Origin of the sequence: Sorangium sp. So ce406 (assembly GCF_051474675.1) — a bacterium.
Lineage (GTDB): Bacteria > Myxococcota_A > Polyangia > Polyangiales > Polyangiaceae > Sorangium > Sorangium cellulosum_G.
The window spans coordinates 2,903,348-2,924,887 of the sequence record NZ_CP150340.1 but is presented as its reverse complement, the minus strand read 5'-3'; the positions used below and the strand labels follow the sequence as shown (position 1 = coordinate 2,924,887).

General features: G+C 72.2%; 19 protein-coding genes. 10 read left to right on the top strand and 9 right to left on the bottom strand.

Annotation, left to right across the window (positions count from 1 at the left end; all coding sequences use genetic code 11):
- Positions 1 to 64 precede the first annotated feature (64 nt).
- From WME96_RS10985 to WME96_RS10975, 3 genes are all read left to right on the top strand, one after another.
- Positions 65 to 814: a hypothetical protein gene (locus WME96_RS10985; RefSeq protein ID WP_437290097.1), complete on the top strand. Its 750-nt coding sequence runs from the start codon at positions 65 to 67 to the stop codon at positions 812 to 814.
- Positions 815 to 824: 10 nt separating this feature from the next.
- Positions 825 to 1,628, top strand: coding sequence for a hypothetical protein (locus WME96_RS10980; protein WP_437290096.1), 804 nt, complete (start codon positions 825 to 827; stop codon positions 1,626 to 1,628).
- 103 nt (positions 1,629 to 1,731) lie between these two features.
- Positions 1,732 to 2,103: a hypothetical protein gene (locus WME96_RS10975; RefSeq protein ID WP_437290095.1), complete on the top strand. Its 372-nt coding sequence runs from the start codon at positions 1,732 to 1,734 to the stop codon at positions 2,101 to 2,103.
- A 32-nt stretch (positions 2,104 to 2,135) separates the two neighbouring features.
- On the opposite strand, the gene WME96_RS10970 is transcribed toward WME96_RS10975, so the two are convergent.
- Together WME96_RS10970 and WME96_RS10965 are read right to left on the bottom strand one after the other, a co-directional pair.
- Positions 2,136 to 2,945 (bottom strand): SRPBCC family protein, encoded by an 810-nt coding sequence (locus WME96_RS10970; RefSeq protein WP_437290094.1) that lies wholly within the window; start codon positions 2,943 to 2,945, stop codon positions 2,136 to 2,138.
- Entirely contained in the window at positions 2,936 to 3,544 is a 609-nt protein-coding gene (locus tag WME96_RS10965) for a helix-turn-helix domain-containing protein (protein WP_437290093.1), read from the bottom strand. The genes WME96_RS10970 and WME96_RS10965 overlap by 10 nt, the downstream gene beginning before the upstream one ends.
- A 224-nt stretch (positions 3,545 to 3,768) precedes the next feature.
- Between WME96_RS10965 and WME96_RS10960 the strand changes: the two genes are divergently transcribed.
- Together WME96_RS10960 and WME96_RS10955 are read left to right on the top strand one after the other, a co-directional pair.
- Positions 3,769 to 4,737, top strand: coding sequence for a LysR family transcriptional regulator (locus WME96_RS10960; RefSeq protein WP_437290092.1), 969 nt, complete (start codon positions 3,769 to 3,771; stop codon positions 4,735 to 4,737).
- Positions 4,738 to 4,751: 14 nt separating this feature from the next.
- Positions 4,752 to 5,381 (top strand): class I SAM-dependent methyltransferase, encoded by a 630-nt coding sequence (locus WME96_RS10955; protein ID WP_437290091.1) that lies wholly within the window; start codon positions 4,752 to 4,754, stop codon positions 5,379 to 5,381.
- Positions 5,382 to 5,559: 178 nt separating this feature from the next.
- Here the strand turns inward: WME96_RS10955 and WME96_RS10950 are convergent, their stop codons facing one another.
- Positions 5,560 to 6,351, bottom strand: a complete 792-nt coding sequence (locus tag WME96_RS10950; RefSeq protein WP_437290090.1) for an N-formylglutamate amidohydrolase — start codon at positions 6,349 to 6,351, stop codon at positions 5,560 to 5,562.
- A 116-nt stretch (positions 6,352 to 6,467) separates the two neighbouring features.
- Positions 6,468 to 7,004, bottom strand: coding sequence for an RNA polymerase sigma factor (locus tag WME96_RS10945; protein ID WP_433935345.1), 537 nt, complete (start codon positions 7,002 to 7,004; stop codon positions 6,468 to 6,470).
- 100 nt (positions 7,005 to 7,104) lie between these two features.
- Here WME96_RS10945 and WME96_RS10940 point away from each other — a divergent pair, with 100 nt between their 5' ends.
- Positions 7,105 to 7,476, top strand: a complete 372-nt coding sequence (locus WME96_RS10940) for a thioredoxin family protein (protein ID WP_437290089.1) — start codon at positions 7,105 to 7,107, stop codon at positions 7,474 to 7,476.
- Positions 7,477 to 7,561: 85 nt separating this feature from the next.
- On the opposite strand, the gene WME96_RS10935 is transcribed toward WME96_RS10940, so the two are convergent.
- Positions 7,562 to 7,951 (bottom strand): hypothetical protein, encoded by a 390-nt coding sequence (locus WME96_RS10935; protein ID WP_437290088.1) that lies wholly within the window; start codon positions 7,949 to 7,951, stop codon positions 7,562 to 7,564.
- 612 nt (positions 7,952 to 8,563) lie between these two features.
- On the opposite strand from WME96_RS10935, the gene rarD reads away from it, so the two are divergent.
- Positions 8,564 to 9,499: an EamA family transporter RarD gene (gene rarD / locus WME96_RS10930; protein ID WP_437290087.1), complete on the top strand. Its 936-nt coding sequence runs from the start codon at positions 8,564 to 8,566 to the stop codon at positions 9,497 to 9,499.
- Between the two features lie 246 nt (positions 9,500 to 9,745).
- On the opposite strand, the gene WME96_RS10925 is transcribed toward rarD, so the two are convergent.
- Positions 9,746 to 10,573 (bottom strand): inositol monophosphatase family protein, encoded by an 828-nt coding sequence (locus tag WME96_RS10925; protein WP_437290086.1) that lies wholly within the window; start codon positions 10,571 to 10,573, stop codon positions 9,746 to 9,748.
- Positions 10,574 to 10,842: 269 nt separating this feature from the next.
- On the opposite strand from WME96_RS10925, the gene WME96_RS10920 reads away from it, so the two are divergent.
- Together WME96_RS10920 and WME96_RS10915 are read left to right on the top strand one after the other, a co-directional pair.
- Positions 10,843 to 11,823 (top strand): ABC transporter substrate-binding protein, encoded by a 981-nt coding sequence (locus WME96_RS10920; RefSeq protein ID WP_437290085.1) that lies wholly within the window; start codon positions 10,843 to 10,845, stop codon positions 11,821 to 11,823.
- A gap of 116 nt (positions 11,824 to 11,939) precedes the next feature.
- Complete coding sequence (locus WME96_RS10915; protein WP_437290084.1) at positions 11,940 to 13,058, top strand: TauD/TfdA family dioxygenase; 1,119 nt, start codon at positions 11,940 to 11,942, stop codon at positions 13,056 to 13,058.
- Between the two features lie 37 nt (positions 13,059 to 13,095).
- Here WME96_RS10915 and WME96_RS10910 read toward each other — a convergent pair whose 3' ends face one another.
- Complete coding sequence (locus tag WME96_RS10910; protein ID WP_437290083.1) at positions 13,096 to 14,358, bottom strand: DUF1592 domain-containing protein; 1,263 nt, start codon at positions 14,356 to 14,358, stop codon at positions 13,096 to 13,098.
- A gap of 301 nt (positions 14,359 to 14,659) precedes the next feature.
- Here WME96_RS10910 and WME96_RS10905 point away from each other — a divergent pair, with 301 nt between their 5' ends.
- Entirely contained in the window at positions 14,660 to 15,727 is a 1,068-nt protein-coding gene (locus tag WME96_RS10905; protein ID WP_437290082.1) for a lysylphosphatidylglycerol synthase domain-containing protein, read from the top strand.
- Positions 15,728 to 15,761: 34 nt separating this feature from the next.
- Here the strand turns inward: WME96_RS10905 and WME96_RS10900 are convergent, their stop codons facing one another.
- Positions 15,762 to 17,543, bottom strand: a complete 1,782-nt coding sequence (locus WME96_RS10900) for a hypothetical protein (protein WP_437290081.1) — start codon at positions 17,541 to 17,543, stop codon at positions 15,762 to 15,764.
- A 278-nt stretch (positions 17,544 to 17,821) separates the two neighbouring features.
- Positions 17,822 to 21,235 carry a kelch repeat-containing protein gene (locus tag WME96_RS10895; protein ID WP_437290080.1) on the bottom strand — a complete coding sequence of 1,138 codons (3,414 nt, stop codon included), beginning with the start codon at positions 21,233 to 21,235 and terminating at the stop codon, positions 17,822 to 17,824.
- Positions 21,236 to 21,540 lie beyond the last annotated feature (305 nt).

Below are 21,540 nucleotides of genomic sequence, written 5' to 3'. Positions count from 1 at the left end.
TGCCTGCGCGCTGCCGCCGAGGCGCGAGGATCGTCTTCACATGAACGCAACCAGAGGTGAACGCATGAGATTGACATCCAGCAGAGCATCCTTGACGCTCGTCTTCCTCTCCTTGCTCGCGGGCTGCGCTGCGCCCGCCGAGCCAGACCCGGCGGAGGACACAGGGGTGGAGTCGCAGTCGCTCGAGTGCGACAGGGACTGCATCCGGGCGATGGTGAACAGGCACCTTTCGCTGATGGGAGAGCTCGGGGACGAGCGCTCCTACGAGGTGTCCCTCCGGGAGCTCAGGGCCGTCGGTCCGGAGGTCGTCACCGGGGCCGTCTCGGCCTACCGCGCCTGGTCGCTGTCGGCGCCGCCCGATCCGGAGGAGCCGGCGCGGCCCGGCGAGATGCGGTGGCGCGCGGCGCACCTGCTCGGCGCCCTCGGGTTCCGCGAGGCCATCCGCTCGCTCGACGCGATCGCGAGGTCTCCCCTCCCCGAGCCCGGCGCGGACGAGGAGCTCTTCGCGGACGAGGTCCGCGTCCGCCTGCGCGCGATCGCCGGGCTCGAGAAGCTCGGCGCCGCGTCCGAGCTGCGGGCCATCTACGCGCTCGGCGGCCTCATGGGCAGGCCGGCGGCGGCGAGCCTCTACGCGCTCGGCATCGACATCGGCGGCGTCCGGTTCGTCGACGGCCGGACGGCGCGCGCCGAGGACGTCGCCGACACCACCGACCTGAACCCGAACGCCGGGCGACCGGTGCAGCCGGACACGCCCGGCTCTCTTGAATTCCGTGTGACGCCTCGGATCGACACCCCGGCCACCGATGCTCGATGAGGGATTGACCATGCGAACGACGATCAAAGCGACTCTTGCGTTCTGTCTGCTCCTTGGCCTCTCCTCCGAGGCCCGCGCCCAGACGTGCGACACCATCAGGAACACCGAGCCCGCGGTGCAGAAGAGCTTCTGGTGCACGCAGCCGTGGGTCGACTTCTTCTGGGACGCCTACGATTTCGACAAGGGAGACTGGGACGGCGGCTTCGGCTGGGAGGCCCCGTGCGATCTGAAGAGGCCGCTGGCGCGCACGTTCCAGGCGATCCAGCTCCTCAGCTACGCGTCGCCCAACCAGCCGACCAAGACGAACGATTTCAAGGGGAATATCCTGCGCTGGGGCGGCAACTACGCCATGCGCGAGATCGACGAGCTCGACGGGCGGTGCGGCGACGGGACGGCGCGGGCGCGGACGACCTGGGGCGTGTTCGTCGACAACCGCACCGAGCTCTACATGCCGTTCTTCTTCAACGAGAACGTGGTGGAGCGCGCGGGCACGCTGATCCACGAGGCGCGCCACGCGGACTGGTGCGGTCACAACGGCAACGACGGCAGCAACGCCTGCCCGGCGAAGAGCGACTCGTGCGACGAGAAGTACATGGACGGCTGCTCGGGGGTCGGGTCGCCGAGCGGGAGGGGCGCGGTCGGCTACCAGGTCCTGTGGCTGTGGTGGTATGCCGCCGAGGCGGACGCGGCGCACAGCTCATCGACGATGAAGGACTTCGCGAGGGACGAGGCGAACCGGATCTTGAACACGATGTTCGACGTCGACCCGTGCTTCAACATCACGAGCAATGGTGGCAAGATCATCACGTGCTAGGAGGGCGGCGCTCGCCGGCTGCCTGTGGGGCGCGCTGTGCGCGGCGGGGTGCGCTGGCCATCGCGGCTCGGACATCCCGCCGGCGCCCTGGGCGCAGCTCGAGGTGAGCCGCGGCGCCGGCGAGCAGACCGTCCTCTGGATCGACCTGAGCGGGACGTTCGAGGGGTCCAAGGGGAAGGTGGCGCTCGGCGGCGCGCTGAGCCCGGAGCAGCTCTCGGGCCTCCGCGCGCTGTTCCGGGACGAGCGGGTCGCGATCTACCGGCGCGACGCGCTCCCCACCGACGGGAGCGTCGATCTCGCCGGCAGCGCCGACCGGCCGGTCTTCCGCGTCGTGGTGCGCGAGGAGAGCGCCCGGATCCAGCCGGGCTCGGAGCGGCTGTCGGCGTACTTCGCCGAGCGGTCGCAGCACGCCGAGACGGACGAGATGCTGGCGGAGGTGAAGAAGATCATCGCCGCGGCCACCGAGGCCCGCTAGCGATGCAGCCCCGTCGCGCGCGCTGAGCCGACCTACTGCGCCGGGAACCGCTCGGCCATCCAGGCCTGCCACGATGGCTCGGCGCGCGCGGCTGCGGGCTTGGCCTCATCGCCGTAGAGATAGACGCGGATCGGCAGGAAGACCCGCCCCGCCATGGGCAGCGCGAACAGGTGCGCGATGCCGGGCGCCGGCTCCTCGAGGCGGAGGAGCAGCTCCGGGTGTTCGCTCGATCCGACCCGCTCGACCACGCCGGCGAGGGGCGGCGCGCCGGCCGCCGTGCTCACCCGCTGCCCCGCGGCGGCGCCCGCGAGCCCGAGCGGGCCGACCAGCGCGTCCCACGTCGTGGCGACCGGCGCGGCTCCGGCGCCCATCACCTGGAATGGCACGCAAGGGCGGCCGCGGAAATGCGCCAGGTAGAGCCGCAGGAGCCGGAAGAACGCCACCCAGCCGTGCTCGTGCCCCTCGAACTGCTTGTCCCAGTCGTCGGTGCTCGCGAACCAGCTATGCACGACGCGCACGACGCACGTCCCGCCGGACTGCGCCTCGACGATCCACTCGGTCGCGACCGTCGGGGTGCCCGGCCCCATGTCCTCCGGGCTCTCGGCGGTGAACCGGCGAGGCGGCTCCCAGGCGGTGATCTTCGCGACCGAGTCCATGCTCGAGCCCGGGCCGAAGTGAGAGACGGTGGTGCCGCCCTCGCGCTCCTCCACCTCGCTCGGCACGAACCACGACGAGATCCCGGGCCCTGTCGCGATGGCCTCCCACACCTCCTCGGGGCTGCCCGGGACCTCGACCTCGGCTTGCACGGACCGGCGTCCGGACGCGTCTTTTCTCACTGGCATGCTGGCTCCTTTCTGGGTGTCTCGTTCGGTGTGGGGTGAGCGACGATCACCAGGCGATGCGACCGCCCGCCGGGCGCAGATTCATCGTGGTAGCGCGCGACGAGCGACGTCACGGCGCGGGTGAGCTCGCCGGTGAAGGCGGCGCGCTCCGCCGGAGACCGGAAGCGGACCTCGGTGTCGATCGCCAGGGAAGCAAGGCGCTTGTCGGCCTCCCGCGACAGCCGCAGGAGGTCGCTGACCTCCCGCACGACACGGGCGCCCAGGGCGATGAGGTAGCTCGCGGAGAGGCGGTCTGCCGTGCGCTGCGGATCCGCGGCGACAGGCCCGAGCGCGCGCGGCGACACGACGTAGGAAGCCGCGCTCGCGACGAGCAGGCGCTCCGTCAGGCCGCCCCACTTTCGCGTCTCGGCGACCCGCACGAGGCCGTGCGCCTCGAGGGCGCGCAGGTGGTAGTTGATCTTCTGGCGCGCGATCCCGAGGCGCGTGGCGAGCGTGGCGGCGGAGGCCGGCGCGGCCAGCTCCGACAGCAGCCGGTTCCTGACTGGCTCGAGCGCCGCCGTGGCGGCGGCCGGATCGTCGATCACGTCAACGTCAAGCACGTGACCCTACCTAGCCTTGACAACTTTTATTGTCAAGGGTCGCCGCCACGGCTTCCCCGGGATGGGTGGACGCCGGCGCGCGCGTGGCCGCCGCTGGCGCGCGCGTACACTGCGCCGGCCCCCTGAGCCGCGCCGTCGCCCTCAGACATCACGACAGCCTGCCGCAGGGCGACGTGTGCCCATGGCGGCTCGTGCTGCATCTGTCGCGCGCACCCGCGAGGGGTATGCTGGCGGGCATCGTGGACTGGGATGACGTGCGCCATTTTCTCGCGCTCGCGCGAACGGGCTCCGTTCGCGCGGCGGGCTCGATGCTCGGCGTGAGCCACTCGACCGTGGCGCGGCGGGTCGAGGCCCTCGAGACGCGGCTCGGCGTGAAGCTGTTCGACCGGCACCGCGATGGGTACCTGCTGACGGACGCGGGCAACGAGATGGTCTCGGGGGCGGAGCGCGTCGAGCGGGAGATGGCCGCGCTGGAGCGCGGCCTCGCCGGGCAGGACGCGCGGCTCGAGGGGCCCGTGCGGGTGACCTGCACCGACCCCTTCATCGCGAAGTTCCTCCTCCGCGCCTTGGCCGGTCTCTGCGAGCAGCATCCCGGCATCGATCTCGAGCTGGATGCCGATGCCAAGAACCTGGATCTGTCGAAGCGCGAGGCCGACATCGCGGTGCGCGCGCTCCTTCCGAGCGCGTCCCCGCCGGAGCACCTGATCGGGCGGCGGCTCGTCCCCATCACCCTCTGCAACTACGTCGCGACCGCGCACGCTGCCCAGCTCGACCCCGAGCGCGGCGCGCGCCCCGCGCGCTGGCTCGGATCCAACCTGCGCAAGATCGCCGAGGAGCTCGTCGCGTCGTCGAGCTATCCCGAGGTTCCGATCTGGGGCACGTTCGAGTCGATGGCGATCATGATGGAGGCCGCACACGCGGGCCTCGGCTTCGTGATGCTACCCACGTACGCCGGCGATCCGGAGCCAGGGCTCCAGCGCCTCGCGAAGCCGGACCTGCGCTACGTCGCAGACTTCTGGCTCCTCAGCCACCGCGACCTCCGGGACAACGCGCGCCTGCGGGCCGCGCGCGAGGGCATCACCGCGGCGATGACAGAGCGCGCAGCGCTGTTCCGCGGCGAGGCCGAGGGGTGGCGCGAAACTGCGCCCCTGCGTCACGAACTTGCACCGGGCGCAGACGCGCCGCGTGCATAGGATCGTCGACCACGATGAGCACAGACGCCAAGTTCTGGGACGGTATCGCCGAGAAGTACGCCGCCAAGCCGGTGGGGAACGTCACGGCCTTCGAGCGCAAGAAGGCAATCACCCGCGAGCACCTGCGCCCGGGCTCGACAGTCCTCGAGATCGGCTGCGGCACAGGCTCGCTCGCCCTGGAGATGTCGCCGTTCGCCGGCCACATCCACGCGATGGACGTCTCGTCCGAGATGATCCGCATCGCCGACCAGAAGAAGCAGGTCCAAGGCGTGACCAACGTCACCTTTCGCCAGGGCACGCTCGACGGACGTGCTCCGTATGAGCCCGAGCACTTCGACAGCGCCTGGGCCTACTCCATCCTCCACCTCGTCCCCGATCGGAGGCACACCCTCAAGACAATCTTCGACCTCCTCAAGCCCGGCGGCTCGTTCATCTCGTCCAACGTCTGCCTCGGCAGCACCTGGGTACCTTACGGCGCGATCATCACGGTGCTGCGCTGGTTCGGGAAGGCGCCGGTCGTCCATGTCTACGATCGCGAGACGATCCTCCGCGAGATGCGCGAGGTAGGGTTCGTCGAGATCGAGGAGAGGGAGGTTGGTGCTGGGGGGATGGTTGCGTTCGTCGTGGCGAAGAAGCCGGGGTAGCGCGCAGCTCGCTGCGACCGAAGATCATGCGACCGGGTTGCCGGCGACACGCGCCGGCGGGCTCAACGCCGCGGCATGCAAGCGGGGCGGCTATCGCCCCCGGGCCGAACTGCTGCGCCGCACGTTCGCGATCGATGTACTCGCGTGCCCGACCTGTGACGGCAGGAGGAAGGCGCGCTCACGCGCCGCCGGGGAGGCCCTGCGCCTCGATCTCCCGGTAGATCGCCGCAAGGCGCTGCGCCCAGGCCTCCACGCCCTCGGCGCTGAGCAGGCCGTCCTGGCGGATCTCGAGCAGCACGCACGGCAGGCCGCGGGCCTCGCCGTGCACGGGGATCCCGTAATCTCCGCCCGCGCTCACGTGGTACGGCTCGTTGTCCCCGACGCAGAGCCCGGGCTCGCGCCGCAGGAGCTCGATGAACGGCGCGGCGAGCCGCCTGTCGCGCCCGTAGAGGACGGCCGCGTGCCAGGGCCGGTCCTGGCCGGGCATCGACGGCGTGAAGCTGTGGACGCTCAGGATGGCCGTGGGGTGCCCGCCGTCGCGCCGCGCGTCGAGGAGCGCGGTGATCGCGTTGTGGTAGGGCCAGAAGCACGCGTCGGCCCGCGCCCTGGCCTCGGCGGCGTCGATGACGTTGGCGGGGATGGGCACGCCGCAGCTCACCTCGGGGATGGAGCTCGGCGCGCCCAGCGGCCGGTTGCAGTCGATGACCAGGCGGGAGTAGCCGGAGAGCACGAGCGGCGCGTCGAGGAGCACGGAAAGGCGGCGCGAGAGGAGCGCCGCGCCGATGTCCCAGCCGGTGTGCTCACGGAGCGCCTCCTCCTGCAGGGCGAGCTCGGGGAGGCTCCGCGGGACCGCGTTGGAGGCGTGGTCGCAGAGCAGGACCGCGCTGGAGCGGCCCTCGGGGTTGACCACCTCGAACGCGGGCGGCTCGTCGGGCGCAAGGATGCGTGAGGCAGGCGGAGGGGAGCTCATGGCGTCTCGCCGGAGACATAGCAGACCCGGGCGCCCCCGCGCCGCGCGCTCGAGGTGGCGCCGCGCGCGGTCAGGACGGCGACGTCACGCAGCCGCGCAGAGGGAGCTCGGCGCGGTCAGGACGGCGACGTCATGCAGGCGCGCAGCGCGAGCTTCGCGCGGTGCAGGAGGACCGCGACGTGGCCGGCCGAGATGCCGAGCGCCCGCGCCACGTCCTCCCCCGGCTGCTCCTCGAGCATGCGCAGCGTCACGACGGCCTTCTGGATCTCGCAGAGCTCCTCGACGCACGCCCGCAGGCGGACGTGCTCCTCGGCGCGCGCGATCGCCTCGTCCGTCGCCGGGAAATCCCCCGCGGCCTCCGGGTGCGCGTCGACGTCCTCGTGCGGCCGGGCGCGGAAGTGACGGCGCCGCCGGTTGCGCGCGGCGTTGCGCACCATCGCGGCCAGCACGCCCCCCCACGCGCCGGCGTCTTCCGGGAGCGCGCCCCGCTGCGCCGAGGTGAGCAGCGTGCAGAGCCCCTCCTGCACGCAGTCGACGGCATCCTCGGGCGTCACCCCCTCCGCGCGCGCCAGCGCGGCGAGCGCCGAGCGCTCCGAGCGCACAAGGTGCGACACATGGCTCAGAATGTCGTCCGCGTCCTTGATGGCGTCCATGGTCTACGGAGGTCAGGTCTCGAGCCTCGCCCATATTACAGCGCCGAGCGTTGTAATGGATGCCGATCTCGGGACCTGGGCAGGCATGGAGGATCACGCGATGTCCACGAACCGTGTCCACGAGATCGACGAGCTGAGCTTCGACGCCGAGGTGCTGGAGGCCGGGGTGCCTGTCCTCGTCGAATTCACCGCGACGTGGTGCCCGCCGTGCCGCGCGCTCGCGCCCATCCTGCACAAGCTGGCGGAGGAGGGTGCAGGCCGCCTGAAGGTGGTGGCGGTCGACGGCGACCGCTCCCCGGCGCTCGCCCGCCGCTTCAACGTGCGCGCGTTCCCGACGGTCATCGCGCTGGACGCGGGCAAGGAGGTGGCGCGCCACGTGGGGCTGACCACGAAGGAGAAGCTCCTGAAGCTGGTGGAAGGTCGGGGGCGCTCCGGGGCGACGCCGGAGGACCGAGCGCCCTCGCCGGCGTAACGGCGAGCCGGCCGAGCTCCGTGGCCGGGTGAGGCTGCGGCGGGCGAGCGCGCGGTCGCTGCGGGCGGCAGGAGCCGCGGGCGAGCTACCGTCGTTGTCGGTCGCGGTCGCGCTGTGACTCGCGGCCGCGCTGGGTGCCGCGGTCGCGGTGCGTGCCGCGCTCCCGCTGCTGGTCGGCGGCGGGGAAGCTGACCCGGCGCGTCGCCTGCTCCTCCCCGGAGACCTCGAACGGCCCCACCGGGAGCGGCTCACTGACCGCCTTGCCGTTGTCGTCGAGGAGCGTGATCGTCCCGACGTAGTCATCGGCGATGACCTGCACGCTGGTATCGAACCGCTCGCACGGGACGACCTGCCTGGTGACATGGTTGTTCTTCGTGCTGATGAGCAACAGCTCGACCGCCTGCGCGCCGTAGGTCTTGCACTGGTCGGCCTCGGTCCTGTCCTCGATCGACCACTGGACGGTGACGAACCCCATCTCCTCGGGCTTTGCTTCTCCAGGCTCTGTTTCTCCAGGTTGTGTTCCGCCGGCCCCATGATCCATGCAGCCGACCAGCGTCGCTGCACAGACCGCTGCCACAGAGTAGATACTTCGCATTCCTACCTCGCTGTGCTCGGCGCCGATCCGGGCGCCGCGCTCCGCGCCAGCAACACGGGTGCCACGCGGATCCGGCGGCGCGGCGGCGAGCTCGGCGCGCCCCGCGGTGGGGCGGCAAGCGCGATATCGCCCACGATCCGGCGCGGCGGCGCGGCGGCGGGCATCGACGGCGGGCCGACGAGCGCAGGGATCGAGCGACGCGCACGCGCTGCGCGGCGGCGGCCGCGAGCACGGCGCGTATCGGGCGAGCGCGCGAGTCGGCGTATCCGGCGGTGGACGTCGCTCCGGGAGCGACCTCCCGTGGCGCCACCGGAGCTCCCGTGTCGCCGCCGGGACCGCGATCCCGGCCGCCGCGCCCGCGGCGCCGCGCGAAGGAAGAGCTTGAAATCCTCGACAACGTCCGACATCTTCGCCGCCAACCAGACGCGAGCGGCGCCGCGTCACGGCCGCCTCGAGCCGCGAGCATCGCACCTCAGAAGGGCCCCACCGTCGATGCGCACGCCCGAGAACGCTCGCGACAGCCGCCGAGAAGCCGCCCTCGGCGTCGTGTACGGCGTCGCCGCCTACAGCTCCTGGGGCATCGTCCCCGTCTTCTGGAAGCAGCTCCGTCACGTCGGTCCGGTCGAGATCCTCGCCCACCGCACGGTGTGGAGCCTGCTCGCCTTCGCGGCCCTCACGCTGGCCACGGGGCAGCTCCGCGCGCTCGGCGCGGCGCTGCGCGACCGGCGCGTCGTCGGGGCCATGGCGGCGACCGGCGCGCTCGTGTCGGCGAACTGGGTCCTGTTCATCTACGCCGTCGCCGTGGGGCGCGTGCTCGACGCGAGCCTCGGCTACTTCATCAACCCGCTGCTCAGCGTCCTGCTCGGCATGGTCTTCCTGCGCGAGCGACTCCGCCCGGCGCAGTGGATCGCGCTCGGCCTCGCCGCCGCGGGCGTCGTGCACCTCGCCGTGCGCGCGGGCGCGGTCCCCTGGATCGCGCTGGCCCTGGCCGGGACGTTCGGTGTCTATGGCCTCCTGAGGAAGGTCGCCGCCGTCAACTCGCTCCCTGGCTCCACCCTCGAGACGCTGTTCATCGCCCCGCTCGGCGCCGCCTACCTGGCCACCCTCCATGCCCGGGACGCCGGCGCCATGGGCCACGTCGACCTTCGCACCGACGTCCTCCTCGCCGCGACGGGCATCATCACCGCGCTGCCGCTCGTCTGGTTCACGAACGCGGCGCGCCGCCTGTCGCTGACCACCCTCGGCTTCCTCCAGTATCTCGCGCCGAGCGGCCAGTTCCTGCTGGCCGTGCTGGTCTATGGCGAGCCGTTCACGGCCACGCAGGCCGTGAGCTTCGCCTGCATCTGGACCGGGCTCGCGGTGTTCAGCGCGGACGCGGCGCTGCGCGCGTCGGCCGCGCGCTCCACCTCCGATCTCACGAGATCCTAGTACCTCGGGTCAGAGATCCTGCCAGGGACCGGTGTCGCGAGGGGAGAAAGAGCTCAACGCCAAGGCGCAAAGGCGCAAAGGCGCAAAGGCGCAAAGGCGCAAAGGCGCAAAAAAGAAACAGATTTTGTGCAGTTTTGCGCCTTTGCGCCTTCGCGTTGAAATCTCTCCCCAGATCGCTGGCCGGACTCCTGGCGGGCGGAACTAGGCCAGAGCGACGCGTCGCCTGACCGGGCGACGTCGGAAGGGCTAATCGCCGCCTCGGGCGGAGAGCACCCGCCGGATCCGGTCGGCGATACCCCGGCTCCGGGCGACGATCGTCACCTGGCCCCTGCTCATCGCGGAATAGCGCGTCCCGTCGAGGTGCTCGACCACGCCGTTCGCCTCGCGGAGGATCAGGGCTCCGGGTGCATGATCCCATGGCAGCATCCGGTAATAGACACAGAAATCCCTCTCGCCTCGCGCGACGCTCGGGTAATCGACGCAGGAGCTGCCAGCGCCCTGCACCGGCCTGTAGGCGCCCTCCGCGCGGGCCTCGATCTCCGCGCCCACCTCGCCGGGCATGAAGCGCGTGTAGATCGTCCCCGCCGGCGCCTCCGCCCCGTCCACGGCGCCGGCGAGGAAGCGCGCGCCGTTCAGGAAGGCGCCGGCCCCCTCCTCGGCGAAGAAGGTCTGTCGCCGCGCCGGCAGGTGAATCCAGGCGGCGCGCGTCTCAGAGGCGCTCAGCAGCGCCACCATGATCCCGAAGCGGTCGTTGCCCTCGACGAAGTTGCGCGTCCCGTCGAGCGGATCGATGAGCCAGCACCAGCCGCCGCCGCCGAGCGCGTCGAGCAGCCGCGGATCGGCGTGCGCGGCCTCCTCGCCGACCGCCGCCGACCCGGGCAGGAGCGCGCAGAGGCCCCGCGACAGGCGCCGCTCCGCCGCGAGATCCACGGTCGTCACGACGTCGCCGGGATCCAGGGCCGTCGCCTTCGACGTCACCTCCGCCTGGGCGATTCGCCGCCAGAACGGCAGTATCTCCTCGCTCGCGACCTCCTCCAGGAAGGCGCCCACGCGCGCCAGATCGGGCATCGACATCGCGGCACCCTACCTCGCCCGGCGCCGCCCGCTCCAGGCAAAGCGGCGCGCGCCTCGCCCCTGCGGCGCCGGCAGCACCGCGCTGCGGATCCGGTGCTCCGGGAGCAGCAGCGCGCGGCGCCGACCCCCGGAAATCCCAGGATCCCGGGAGAGCGGCACGCCCGCTGCATGACGAGCGCTCCATGCATAGACGTCAGTTCTTGGGGGGCGCTGCGGTCGTGGTATCCGGAGCGTTCTTCGCAGGCAGAGCCCACGCTGCTGGGCCGAGTGTGATCCGTGTCGGCGTGCCCGGCGTCGGCGTGGGCAATCGCCCCGTCACCGGCGGCAGCTTCTTCTCCTTGCTGCACCTCCAGGGGAGCCTGGCCGAGGAGTTCAAGAAGGACGGCATCGAGGTCAAGTGGAACTTCTTCCGCGGCGCCGGCCCGGCCGTCAACGAGGCCGTCGCGAATGGCCTGCTCGACATCTGGACGCACGGGCACCTGCCCTCGGTCGTCGGCCGGGCGAGCGGCTTGAAGACACGCCTCCTCGGCAGCGCCAGCCGGCGCGGCCACGCCTACCTGGTGGTGCCCTCCGACTCGCCCATCAACGGGGTCAAGGACCTGCGCGGCAAGAGGGTGGCTTTCCAGAAGGGCACGGCGACGCAGCTCTCCGCGAACCGGATCCTCGAGGGCCACGGCCTGACCGAGCGGGACATCCGCGCCATCAGCATGGACGCGGCCACGGCCAAGGCGGCGATCGCCACGAAGGACATCGACGCGGTGTTCGGCGGCACCGACTACCTCTCCCTGCGGGACCAGGGGATCGCCAAGATCGTCTACTCGACGAAGGGGGACTCGCCGACCTACCCGAGCAACTCGGGCATCGTCGCGCGGGAGGACTTCATCAACGAACATCCCGACGTCGTGCAGCGGATCATCACGCTCGCGGTCAAGTCCGCGTCGTGGGTGTCCGACGAGAAGAACCGCACCCAGGCCTTCCAGCTCTGGTCGAAGTCGGGCACGCCCTTCGCGAACTACAAGGAAGCCCAGCAGGGCGAGGACATGAAGCAGAACGCGAGCCCCCTGCTCGACGAGTACGTCATCGCTCGTTACAGGTCGGCGGTGGCCGACTCGAAGAAGTTCGGCCTCATCAGGAACACCTTCGAGGTCGAGCCCTGGACCGACCGGCGCTTCCTCAACCGCGCGCTGAAGGACCTCGGCCTCGAGCGCTTCTGGGCGGAGTGGGACGCGAACGGCAAGCCCAAGGGGTGACCGCGCCGGGCCGCGGGCGCGCCGTGCGTGCGTCACGGCCCGCGCTGCGATAGACGTGCGCTCCGGCGCGCGCCTCCGGCGGAGACGCCTCGCGCGTCGCGACCGGAGGCGAGACGATGAGCTCCGAAGACACCGCGCAGTCGATCAACATCTCGCACATCTCGCACCTCTCCCACATCCCCCCGTGGATCGACGGCCCCGCGGCCTGGTATGGCCCCGCGACGGCGCAGGGCGAGGGCTGGATCGAGCACCTCACGCCCGCGGAGATCGAGGAGGTCGAGTCCGCCGTCCGCCGCTTCGCCGGGACGGGCAAAGACCCGGCGAGCCTCCGCAGCGAGGACTTCCCCCTGCCGTCGCTCGCCGCGCGCCTCCGCCGCGTGCTCGCCGAGGTGCTCGACGGCCGCGGCTTCGCCCTGCTCCGCGGCCTGCGCGGGCGCTGGCTGGATGGCCCCGGTCGCCCCGACGCCCGCGCGGCCGCGATCGCGTTCCTCGGCATCGGCAGCCACCTCGGGAGCGCGCGCTCGCAGAACGCGCGCGGGCACGTCCTCGGTCACGTGAAGGACCTCGGCCTGTCGAGCCAGGACCCGAGCGTGCGCATCTACCAGACGCGCGAGCGGCAGACGTTCCACACCGACTCGTGCGACGTCGTGGCGCTGCTCTGCCTCCGCACCGCGAGGGCGGGCGGGCTCTCGGCGCTCGTCAGCTCGGTCACGCTGTACAACGAGATGCGGCGGGCGCGCCCGGACCTCGTCGAGGCGCTGTTCGCGCCGATCGAGACCGATCGCCGGGGCGAGGTGCCCGCGGGCGAGAGGCCTTATTTCAACATCCCGGTGTTCAACTGGCACGCTGGGCTCCTGTCCGCCATCTACCAGCGGCAGTACATCGAGTCGGCGCGCCGCTTTCCGGGCGTCCCGCCGCTCACGGCCCGGCAGGTCGAGGCGCTCGACCTGTTCGACGCCCTCGCCAACGACCCCGCGCTCCACATGACCATGGAGCTCCGCCCGGGCGACATCCAGCTCGTGCACAACCACACGCTGCTCCACGACCGCACCGCCTTCGAGGACTGGCCCGAGCCCGATCGCAAGCGGCACCTGCTCCGCCTCTGGCTCGCGCCGCCCGGCGCGCGGCAGCTGCCGCCGGTGTTCCGCGAGCGCTTCGGCGCGCTGACCCCGGGCGACCGTGGGGGCATCGTGGTGCCCGGCGCGCGCCTCCACGCCCCGCTCGACGCGGCGTGAGCGCCGGAGGTCACGCGCGCGGGCGCCTGCGGGCGGCTCACGGCAGCCGGTCGGGATCCGGGAACCCCCACGTGAGCTCCGGCTCGCCGAGGAACTCGGCGGTCCCGACCACCTCGACGAGCAGCTCGCGCAGGTTGCGCCCGGACCGGGCGAAGGCCGCCGCCAGCGCCTCGATGCGCGGCCCCAGCCCCACCGGAGCACCATCTTTGGCGGACGATAGAGGATCGGTCGCGTAGTGCAGCGCCATCTGCGCGATGCAGGCGTGGACCTCCGGGAGCTCCCTCAAGATCTCGAGAAGCTCGCGGACATCCCCGTATCTCGGCTCGCCCGGCACGCCGGTCACCCAGCCGGAGGTGTCGAACGGCTCGCCGCCGTCGTCCGCGAGCTCGCGCCCCATGCTGTCGAACCGGAGAAAGGCGAACCCCGGCGGGTTGAGCTGGCTATGGCATATGTCGCAGGTGCCCGGGGCGGTGGCCTCGATCATCTGCTTGCGCATCGATCGGCCGATCACGAGCTCCTCGGGCGGCGAACCGTCGGGGAGCTCCGTGCACAGCAACGCAGAGCGGACGAGCCAGCCTCGCTTCACGGGCCAGGAGACGGGATAGGCGCTCCGGAACGTCGTCATGATGGAGGCGCTCGTGAAGAGCCCCATCCGGTTCGGTGAACCGTACGGCGCGCGCGTGGGCTCGTCGCCCTCGACGCCGCTCATCCCGTAGTGCTCCGCGAGGCGCGCGTCGACGAAGGTGTACGGGGCGAACATCAGCGTATCCAGGGTGCCGTCCTCGTCGAGGACGACCGCGCTCCCGTAGGCCGCGACCTCCTTGCGCATCGAGGCGAGCAGCGGGTCGTCGACGGGCTCGCCCTCGGGGGTGAAGGCCCTGAGCAGCTTCGAGCGCAGCCACCAGTGAAAGAAGCGCCCCACGCCGTCTCTGGCGCGCGGATCCTCGAGCATCTCGCGCGCGAGATCCTGGACGGCCTGCGCCTCCACCGGAGCCGCGAGGCGCGCGCTGATCTCGCCGGCGAGCGCCCCGTCGTTCCACAGGAACCTGGTCAGGCGCTGCGCGACGATCTCCGGAGCGGCGGGCGGGATCTCGGGAAGAGCGGTGTCCGCGCCGCCTCCGCCCGACGCACCTCCGCCCGACGCGCCGCCGCCGCCCGAGTCGCCCCCGCTCGAGACGCTGCCGCCCGGCGCGCCCTCCTCCGGAGCCGATCCGCACGCGACCAGGCTGCCCGCGGAGGCGGCGATCAGCAGCGCGGCCAGGGCGCTGAGCCCGGGAAACGCCGACTTCCCGCGATGCAACGATTCGACATGCAAGCAAGTCATAGGATGAGCGCAGTCTTCCACGGTTCTCTGTCGAGTTGACCAGGAAGGCATGCTCCTGACATCCCTCCCCCCCGCTCCTCCCCTTCGCGCGGCGCGCGGGCGCGGGCCTCGTGGCTCACGGCGGCCGCCAGGGGCTCATCGCGCCATCGCGCCATCGCGCCGGCCGCGCCGCCGCGAGGCACGCCCGGGGCGCGTGCCCAGCGCGAGGCGCGCCCCCCGCATGCGCACGCCGCGCGCACACGGCGCCGGCACGCGCCTCGCAGTGCAGGCCCCTCCCATGGCTGACTTGCCTCCGGCCCGAGCGGCAGAGGGATGTCCCGGCGGCCACGCCGGGCGCCCGGGCGGCGGCGAGGGGGCGCCCTTCACCGCCGCTTCGTCGGCCGCCCGGAGCGACGCTGCCCGCCGCGCGCGGCGCCGTGCGCTGCTCCACGCGGCGCTCGGCGTCGTTGGCCTCGCCGCCCTGGTCGCGCTCATCCGGCACGTCGGCGCGGCGGAGATGCTCGACGCGGTGGCGCGCGCCGCGCCGCTCCTGCCGCTCCTCGCCGCGCTGGAGGCCGCGCGCCTCGGGTGCGAGACGCTCGCGACGGGCGCGCTCTGCCCGCGGCGGAGCGTCCCGCCGGCGGAGCTCGTGCGCATCCACGTCGTCTCCTACCCCGTGATGGCGCTCATGCCGGCCGGCCGCGCCGCGGGCGAGGCGGTCAAGGCGGCGCTGCTCTCTCCCCACGTCGGCGCCCCGCGCGCGGCCGCGATCGCCACGGCGAACCAGTCGCTCGCGCTCCTCTCGGCGAGCCCGCTGTCGCTCCTCGCCGCCCTGGCCCTGTGGCGGCTCGGCGGCGGCGCCTCCCCGCTCGCCCTCGGCGTCCTCGCGCACGCCGCGCTCCTGGCCGCGAGCGGCCTCGGCGTCGCCTACGCGGCGCGGCAGCGCGCCGCCTTCGCCTGGTTTGCCCGGCGGTTCGCCCGCGCCGGCCACGCCACGGCCGCCTTCCAGGAGGCCGTCCGCGAGCGCCCGCCCGTGCCGGCCCGCCCCTTCGCCGCCCACGTGGCGAGCCGCGCGCTCCAGGCGGCGCAGTACGCCGTGCTCCTCGCCGCGGTCGGCGCCGAGGGCGGCCCCGTGCGCGCGCTCGCCGCGTACGGCGTGGGCGCGGCCGGCACGGCGGCCGGCGACCTCATCCCGGCCCAGATCGGCGCGACGGACGGCGCCTTCGCGCTCGCCGCCCCGCTGTTCGGGCTGACCGCGAGCTCCGCGATCGCCATCTCGGTGCTGGTCCACCTGCTCCAGGCGACCTTCGCGCTCGCGGGGATCGCCGTGACGTTCGCCTGGCGCCGCAGCCCTCCCCGTCCCTGAGCCGCCCCCCGGAGCGCGTGGAGCTCGTCCACCCTCACCGGGGCTCGTCGCGCTTCCGGAACCACGTGGAGAGGTAGCGCTCCCCGAGGTCGATGAAGGCCTCGCGCATCATGCTCTCGTAGACGATGGCCTCGAGGGTCCCAGGGCGCGGGGAGGCGGTCTGCCCTTGGATGAGCCCGGCCGGGATCCGCCGCGCGATCTCGTCGCTCGTGAGCAGCGGCTGAGCGTCTCCGGGCAAGATGAACTTCGTTTTGAAGAAGAACTTGAGCCCCATGATGATGATCGGCGGCTTCTTGCTGCCATAGGCGATCCCGGACGACTCCACGCGATAGCTCACCACGAGGGACGGGGAGGTCACGGAGGGCGGCTCCTCGGCGGCGCCCTCGAACGGCGGGCCCGGCTCGAAGGTGACGAGCTCCGGCTCGAACCCCCGCGCGAGCCCCTCTGCCAGCGCCGACGCGGTCCGCTTCTCCTGGGGATCGAGGCGGGTCGCATCCACGTAGCGCGTCGGCAGGGACGTGACGCCCCTGAACATCGGGCTCTTCATCACGAGATCGTCGGCGCGCTTCAGGTCCTGCGACGGAAGCCGCCGGAAGCGGACCTGGACGGCCGGGCCCCGGAGGCCCTGCGGCGTGCGCTCGGGCCCCACGCGCTCCGCATAGGCGAGGAGCCGCCGCACGAACTCCGCGTTCTGCTCGCTCCCTTCGGGCATCTCGCTCCTGTACCGATCGAGCGCGCGCACGTAGAGCGCGTGCCTGGCGTCGTTGAACGCCTTGTCCAGGCCGTGCTTCGGGTAGCGCTCCGCGAACGCCAGCAGCGCCGCGAGCGTGCCCACCTCCCGCGCCCGCTCGAGCTCCGCGGCGAGCGCGGCGCGGCGGGCCGCGGCCACCTCGGCCTGGATGCCCGTCCTCGGGTAGGCGCGGATGAAGTCGTCGATGGCCTCCACCGAGCCTTTTGCCACCGCGAGGCGCAGCTCGGCCCGTGGCAGCAGCACCTGCGAGACGACCTCCCCGTGGCCGCGGCCGCGCGTGATGTAGCTCTGGTACGCGGCCACGTCGTCGCGCGCCCGCGCCGCGGCGTACATCCGAGCGTCGCTCATCCGGTTGCGGAGGAAGAAGAGCCCCAGGCCGAGGGTGACGCCGACCGCGGCCGCGAGGAGCCATCGATAGCTTTGCCACCCCGGTACCTCGCGCGAGAGCGGGATCGGCGACGCGAACGGGCTCTCGATGGCGGGCGGCGCGAATGGATCGAGCCGGCGCAGCTCCGCGGCGTCGGGCCTCGCTTTCATGCGGCTCCACGCCGCCTCGATCTCCCGGATCACGTCGTCCGAGCGCGACGGGTCCTCGAGGGGAAACGCGTGCCGCGTGCCGCCGAACGTGAGGACCACGGCGCCCCGAGGGGCCGCCGCGACGCGCGAGAGCTCCGCGAGCGAGAAGACCCGGAGCTTGTGGTCGCGCGCGTCGATCAGGTTCGCGGGGAAGACGAACAGGCCGGGCGTGAACGGCAGCGAGACGAGGGCGGCGTTGTAGGCGAGCGCCTGGAGCACGCCGATGGCGGTGGTCGCGGCGAGCAGCACGTACGCGGCGGCCGCCGCCCTCGGGTGGAGCGCGAGGGCGCTGTTGACGTCGCCGAGGCCGGCCGCGCAGAGCGCCGCCAGCAGGAGGCCCGCCGCGGCGCTGACCGCGAGCCAAACCGCGATGACGCGCCGAGTCCCGAGCCGGCTGACGATCGGCGCCGGAGCGAACCGCCCGCGGAACGCCTCGATCAGGCCGTCCTGAATGGCACGCGGAAGCGTGTAAAAATCGATCACGGTCATCGCGCTGCTCCCACTCGGCGCCGGAGCTCGGCGCCCTTCCGCACCTCGACCTGCCGATCGACGTTAGTGCATTTCGCCCCGAGCTCCGAGACCGGAGATGGCAACTCCTTGCAGCAGGAGCGTGCGACAAGGCGTCGACTTCTGCTCCTCTGGCACTTGTGCAGTCTAATCAACGCCGGCGCTGCGGTCGGCTGCGGCGGCGGCGAGCCCCGGGGCGACGGCTCGAGCGCGCGCTTCTTCCCGGTCTCGTACGGCTTTCGGCCAGGCGAGTCAGCGGATCAATGTGAGGGGCCGCGAGGCGACCCCAGGGGCCGATTCCGGCGCCGCCGGAGCAAGAGCAGCAGCCCGATGCCTGCCCACGGCGCCCCTGCCCTCGGCGCGGCGCCCGGCCCGACATGGCAACCGCAACCGCTGCTCGCCCCACCGCTGCTCGCGCCACCGCTGCTCGCGCCATCGCCCCCGCTCCCGCTCGTCACGGGCACGCAAGCGCCGTTCGTGCAGGTGCCCCCGGGACAGCTCGTCCCATCGGGCTTGCGTGGAGAGGAGCACCTCCCCGTCCCCGGGTCGCAAGCGCCCGGTTCATGGCAATCGTCCGGCGCCGAGCAGATCACGAACCTGGCGCCGGCACAGGCGCCCGCCTGGCATGTATCGCTCCGGGTGCAAGCGTCGCCGTCGTCGCACGCGGTGCCATCGGCCACCGCTGCGCTCGAGCACTCCCCCGTCGCCGGATCGCACGCGCCCACCTGACACGGGTCCGAGGGGCACACCACGGGATCGGCGCCGGCACAGACGCCCGCCTGGCATGTATCGCGCTGGGTGCAAGCGTCGCCGTCGTCGCACGCCGGGCCCGTGAACAGGGCGCAGGTGCCGTCGGCGGCGGCCCCGGCCACGACCGAGCACGCGTCGCACGGGCCGCCGTCGCACGCGGTCTCGCAGCAGACCCCGTCGGCGCAGAACCCGCTCGCGCAACTGGCCCCCTGGGCGCAGGCGCTGCCCAGGGACGCGAGCGCAAACCGCTCAGCGCTCGCCAGGATATTCATGATATTCCCTCCGTTCCTGCGACCTTCGCCGCCCACCACCAGCACCTCGCCGCTCCCGAGCCGCGTCGCGGCGTGGTGACCGCGGATCTGGCTCATCGCGCCGCCCGCCGACCAGGCGTTGACCGCCGGATCGTACAGCTCCGCGCTCGCCACGAAGCGCCCGCTGATGCCCCCGCCCGCGACCAGGACCTTGCCGTTATCGAGCAGCGTCGCTGTGTGGTCGCCGCGGACAAGCCTCATCGGCGCGGTCAGAGACCACGTGTTCGTCCCCGGGTCGTACACCTCCGCGCTCGTGAGATCCGAGCTCTCGCCATAGCCGCCCGCGACAAGCACCTCACCGCTCCCGAGCAGCGTCGCCGTGTGGTCATAGCGAGCTCGACTCATCGGCGCGACCAGAGACCACGTGTTCCTCTCGGGGTCGTACACCTCCGCGCTCGTGAGATCCGCGCTCTCGTCATAGCCCCCCGCGACCAGCACCTTGCCGTTCCCGAGCAGCGTCGCCGTGTGACCCGCGCGGCGGTGCCTCATCGGCGCGGCGAGCAACCACGCGCCCGTCCCGGGGTCGTACATCTCCATGCTTGCAAGAAACTCGCTCCGGTCACGGTGAACGCCGCCTGCGACCAGCACCTTGCCGCTGCGGAGCAGCGTCGCGGTGTGCTGTGAGCGGGCCAGGCTCATCGCCCCGACCGGAGACCAGGTGTTCGTCGCTGGGTCGTACAGCTCCGCGCTCGGCAGCTGGGTAGCGGGACTGCCACCCCAGCCGCCCACGACAAGCACCTCGCCGCTCTCGAGCAGCGTCGCCGTGTGAGTCCAGCGGGGCCAGCGCATCGATCCGGCCAGAGACCAGGTATTCGCCGCCGGATCATACAGCTCCGCGTCTGCCGGCGTGTCCCTGGGGCCCGTTCCGCCCACGACCAGCACCTTGCCGCTCTCGAGCAGCGTCGCCGTCTGGTCCGTGCGGGGCCTGCTCATCGTGCCGGCCGGAGACCAGGGGCTCACGGCCACCGGGTCGTACAGGTCCGCGAGCATCACGCCGCCCACGGCGTCGTCACCGCCCGCGACAAGCACCGCACCGTCCTCGAGCAACGTCGCCGTGTGGAAGCGGCGAGCCTGGCTCATCCCGCCGGCCAGCGACCACGTGTCCGTCTCTGGATCGTAGAGCTCCACGCTCGCGACGACATCCAGCGCGTCGCTGGCGCCCCCCGCGACAAGCACCTTGCCATTCCCGAGCAGCGTTGCCGTGTGGTCCGTGCGGGGCTCGCTCATCGCGCCGGCCAGAGACCACGTGTCCGTCTCTGGATCGTAGAGCTCCGCGTTCGCCACACGGGCGCCGGCGCCGTCGTCGCCCCCCGCGGCCAGCACCTCGCCGCTCTCGAGCAGGGTCGCCGTGTGGAAGCGGCGAGCCTGGCTCATCGCGCCGGCCGGAGACCACGTGCTCGTCTCTGGATCGTAGAGCTCCACGCTCGCGACGACATCCAGAGCATCGTTGGCGCCCCCCGCGACAAGCACCTTGCCGCTCTCGAGCAGCGTCGCTGTGTGCCACGTGCGGGGCTCGCTCATCGCGCCGACCAGAGACCACGTGTTCGTCTCCGGGTCGTACAGGTCCGCGCTCGCGACGGCCCAGCTGCTGTTCCCGCCCACGGCAAGCACCTTGCCGTCCTGGAGCAGCGTCGCCGTGTGAGAGTGACGCGCATAGCTCATCGGTGCGGCCAGAGACCATGTGTTCGTCGCCGGGTCGTACAGCTCGGCGCCCGTCCCGTCGTCGCTCCCCGACCCGCCCATGCCGCCCGCGACAAGCACCTTGCCGTTCCGGAGCAATGTCGCCGTATGGTAGCCGCGCACGTGGTTCATCGGCGGGGCCGGAGACCATGTGTTCGTCGCGGGGTCGTACAGCTCCGCGGTCTGTACATAGAGCCCGGACACGGCGCTGCCGCCCGCGACAAGCACCTTGCCGTTTCCGAGCAACGTGGCCGTATGGTATCGGCGGACCTCATTCATCAACCCAGCGGGCGCCCATAGCGGATCGACCAGCACCTCCTCCCCGTCCGCATCCACCTGGAGCTCGATCCTCGCCCCGCTCCCCACGAGCCTCGCAAGGACCTCTCGCCCGTCTGCCGCATAGGCCCTGGGCGCGGTCACCGAGAGCCGCACAACGCCGGCCGCATCGACGACCTCGATGCCCTCGCCGCGCTGCCGCACCGTCGCGTCCTCCACCTCCCACGCTGCCGCCGCTTCTCCGGCGCGGACCGTATCGGCCTCGAGGTGCAGCCACTCCTCCACGCCCGCCGAGACCGCCGTCCAGAACGACGTCCCGCCCGCCCGCGGATAGGCCACCGCCCGATCCGTCAGCGCGCCCTCGCCGAGCGCGCCGCTCTCCCGCACCCGCACCTCCACGCCGCCGAACCCGCGGATGCGGATCGCCTCGCGGCCGTCACGGGGCAAGGTGACCCGAGCACGCTGTCGAACGCCCGGATCGCCCGGCGCCCCCGGCGCAAACCCCTCTCCTGTGACGGTGAAGGCTGCGCCCTGTTCGAGCACCTCGGCCGCCCTGTCCGGGAAGCGCTGCCGCAGCGCGCTCGCCGGAGCAGGCGCGGCGGTCTCCGCGCTGCAGCCGAGTCCACCGCTGGACGCAGCGGCAATGAGGAGGATCAAGACGAAGAGCCAGAGGCGCCGTGACCGGCATGTCGTGTGCACCCACCCAGTAGACGAGGTGCACGCGACGGCTGTCCACGAGAAAATATCCGCCACACCATCATCATGTGGCATGAGGCGCTCGATCGGGCGGGCCGGTCAGGCGACGACAAATTAATTCGAAGGATCGATCCCCGTGACGGCATCAAGAGCACGAACAGAAGCTCGCGCCGTCAGACAGCCGATGTCGGTCGCATCGCGTCGTTGCCTCTCGCCGCCCGGGGTCATCAGGGCTCCTCGGCGCGCCTGGCGCTGCGCCCGACGTC

Coding starts and splice junctions, on each gene's coding strand:
- WME96_RS10960 (WP_437290092.1), top strand. CDS start 3,769: ATGCTGGCGGGCATCGTGGACTGGGATGACGTGCGCCATTTTCTCGCG.
- WME96_RS10935 (WP_437290088.1), bottom strand. CDS start 7,951: ATGGGGTTCGTCACCGTCCAGTGGTCGATCGAGGACAGGACCGAGGCC.
- WME96_RS10980 (WP_437290096.1), top strand. CDS start 825: ATGCGAACGACGATCAAAGCGACTCTTGCGTTCTGTCTGCTCCTTGGC.
- WME96_RS10985 (WP_437290097.1), top strand. CDS start 65: ATGAGATTGACATCCAGCAGAGCATCCTTGACGCTCGTCTTCCTCTCC.
- WME96_RS10950 (WP_437290090.1), bottom strand. CDS start 6,351: ATGAGCTCCCCTCCGCCTGCCTCACGCATCCTTGCGCCCGACGAGCCG.
- WME96_RS10915 (WP_437290084.1), top strand. CDS start 11,940: ATGAGCTCCGAAGACACCGCGCAGTCGATCAACATCTCGCACATCTCG.
- WME96_RS10925 (WP_437290086.1), bottom strand. CDS start 10,573: ATGTCGATGCCCGATCTGGCGCGCGTGGGCGCCTTCCTGGAGGAGGTC.
- WME96_RS10900 (WP_437290081.1), bottom strand. CDS start 17,543: ATGACCGTGATCGATTTTTACACGCTTCCGCGTGCCATTCAGGACGGC.
- rarD (WP_437290087.1), top strand. CDS start 8,564: ATGCGCACGCCCGAGAACGCTCGCGACAGCCGCCGAGAAGCCGCCCTC.
- WME96_RS10970 (WP_437290094.1), bottom strand. CDS start 2,945: ATGCCAGTGAGAAAAGACGCGTCCGGACGCCGGTCCGTGCAAGCCGAG.
- WME96_RS10940 (WP_437290089.1), top strand. CDS start 7,105: ATGTCCACGAACCGTGTCCACGAGATCGACGAGCTGAGCTTCGACGCC.
- WME96_RS10945 (WP_433935345.1), bottom strand. CDS start 7,004: ATGGACGCCATCAAGGACGCGGACGACATTCTGAGCCATGTGTCGCAC.
- WME96_RS10905 (WP_437290082.1), top strand. CDS start 14,660: ATGGCTGACTTGCCTCCGGCCCGAGCGGCAGAGGGATGTCCCGGCGGC.
- WME96_RS10955 (WP_437290091.1), top strand. CDS start 4,752: ATGAGCACAGACGCCAAGTTCTGGGACGGTATCGCCGAGAAGTACGCC.